This window comes from Microcoleus sp. BROC3 (assembly GCF_036702515.1).
Lineage (GTDB): Bacteria > Cyanobacteriota > Cyanobacteriia > Cyanobacteriales > Microcoleaceae > Microcoleus.
The window spans coordinates 1-1,747 of sequence record NZ_JAUBTQ010000161.1 but is presented as its reverse complement, the minus strand read 5'-3'; the positions used below and the strand labels follow the sequence as shown (position 1 = coordinate 1,747).

2 protein-coding genes and 2 pseudogenes are annotated in these 1,747 nt (G+C 40.7%); 3 read left to right on the top strand and 1 reads right to left on the bottom strand.

The annotated features are described in order from the left end of the window. Window positions 1–143 precede the first annotated feature (143 nt). Window positions 144–416 (top strand): annotated as a pseudogene (locus tag QUB30_RS34085) (IS1634 family transposase); the annotation flags it as partial. A 265-nt stretch (window positions 417–681) separates the two neighbouring features. Next, window positions 682–795, top strand: a pseudogene (locus QUB30_RS34080) (DUF4277 domain-containing protein); the annotation flags it as partial. 6 nt (window positions 796–801) lie between these two features. Here QUB30_RS34080 and QUB30_RS33470 read toward each other — a convergent pair. Further along, window positions 802–1,053: an IS1 family transposase gene (locus QUB30_RS33470; protein ID WP_445300581.1), complete on the bottom strand. Its 252-nt coding sequence runs from the start codon at window positions 1,051–1,053 to the stop codon at window positions 802–804. 398 nt (window positions 1,054–1,451) lie between these two features. Between QUB30_RS33470 and QUB30_RS33465 the strand changes: the two genes are divergently transcribed. Continuing rightward, the coding region (locus QUB30_RS33465) for a transposase (RefSeq protein WP_333342635.1) at window positions 1,452–1,747 on the top strand (296 nt) is incomplete at its 3' end.

The window sequence follows — 1,747 nt, the reverse complement described above, 5'->3', positions numbered from 1 at the left end:
GCGTTGTCCTGCGGTACGCCGCGTATCAGGCAGGGCTGTAAAAGCTTCGACTTTTGAGCAAGTTGAGACATCGTAGACGGGCCTTTCGGGTGAGAATCAATCCAATATCATATCAGCCTTTCGATCAGAATGAAATAGCCCTGATGATAATGGGAGTATGTTTATTAGTATATAATCTCGCCCAGAGAAAGCTGAGGCAAGAATTATAATCCGCCAATGCCAGCATCAGAAACCAGGTGAAAAAATTGACAAATAAACCGACAATGCGGTGGGTATTTCAGATGTTTCCAGCAGTACATTTAGTCAACATAAATAAAGCCGAACAAATAAGCAACTTAACAAAAGAACGTCTACCGATATTAAATTATTTAGGAAAGGTTTGCGGTCAATATTATTTAATAGTTGAAGAGGGCTAACTCGGCAAACAAACCGGAGAATTTTGTTGAATAAATTCAAATAATTGGTAACATCACAATCATGTGGCCGGAATTGTGATGTCTAATTTAGGAAAAATTAGTTCAGATATTGCCGAAGGAATATATTACCCACATTCCGCAGATATTCGATCGGATTTAATTTTAAAGAGATTCATAATTGTCAAAACCTCAAATGATTGCTATGCAAACATTTGAGGTTTTTTAAGGTATAATGATTTGTGCAATTAGAGCAACTCTAAAAACCATGAAAAAGCCATCTGAAGCTATAAAAATCGTAAATTTAGACCATTTAGGAATAGTAGCAGGGATCATAGATGAAATGGAATTGGTAGAAGAGGTCAACAAAAAAGTGGGGGTAGTGCTTTTATGTAAAGGAGGGAGAAAATTGAGGCGGTTGAGTCTTCAGCATTGCTAATCGGATTTGGTGATTGTAGTCATGTATAAAATTCCAAATAGCACCCTTATGATTCTCCAACTTCTTAGAAAACGATAATGTCTTCCTGACTAATCGCGAAATTCGCTGCCTAAGAGTATTATTTAATCGTTCAATGTAACTCGTTAATCCGCTTTCTTTCCCCACAGGCTGATGTCGTGAATGTCGGTAAAACCGCAGCATATGCCTCCCAATGATCGCTATAAATCTTGGCACTGCAGGCGATAGACACTCGGTAGGGAATCCCATAATGCAAGAGCCGACTTTAAGGAACGGTCTCCAATATGACATCCGTGAACTTCCCGAGTCTTGGCATCCATCGCTAACCAAACCCATTGTTTATTCCCTTTGTTGTCTACTTTCATACCATAGTTCATCCATTTGGACGGTGTGTTTTCCGACTTCTTTGGGGATAACTGTAGCCTTGGGTTCTACGGCAGTGTACAAGTGGTTTACATAGGGCTTGCTGAATAAAAGCCAAAAGATTTACGAGGGCTGGGTTATGCGCTCGCGCGCTCGTCCGTCATCGCCGTGAAAAACAGGTAAAATAGGTCAAAACCCGTGCATCACCATTTGCGATCGTGTACAGAAAAGCTGAGCTTGCTCTCCTATCATCCTCCGACTTTGAACTCCCCTCATGTGGAAGGTTGTCACCAAATAACCGTTGGGTAAAAATGGCAGAACTCATTCCGTGGTCAGAGTTTGAAGCAGAATATGCTGAAAACTTCACAACAGTTATGGGAGCCCCTGCAAAATCTTTTCGGATGGCGTTGGGGGCATTAATCATTAAGGAAAAATTAGGAATTAGCGATCGTCCAAGAGTAGAACAGATCCGTGAAAACCCCTATCTACAATACTTTATTGGTCAATCAAGCTA

Bases quoted from the DNA above. Each gene is read 5' to 3' on its own strand.
- QUB30_RS33470 (WP_445300581.1), bottom strand. From the start codon at position 1,053: ATGCTGCGGTTTTACCGACATTCACGACATCAGCCTGTGGGGAAAGAA.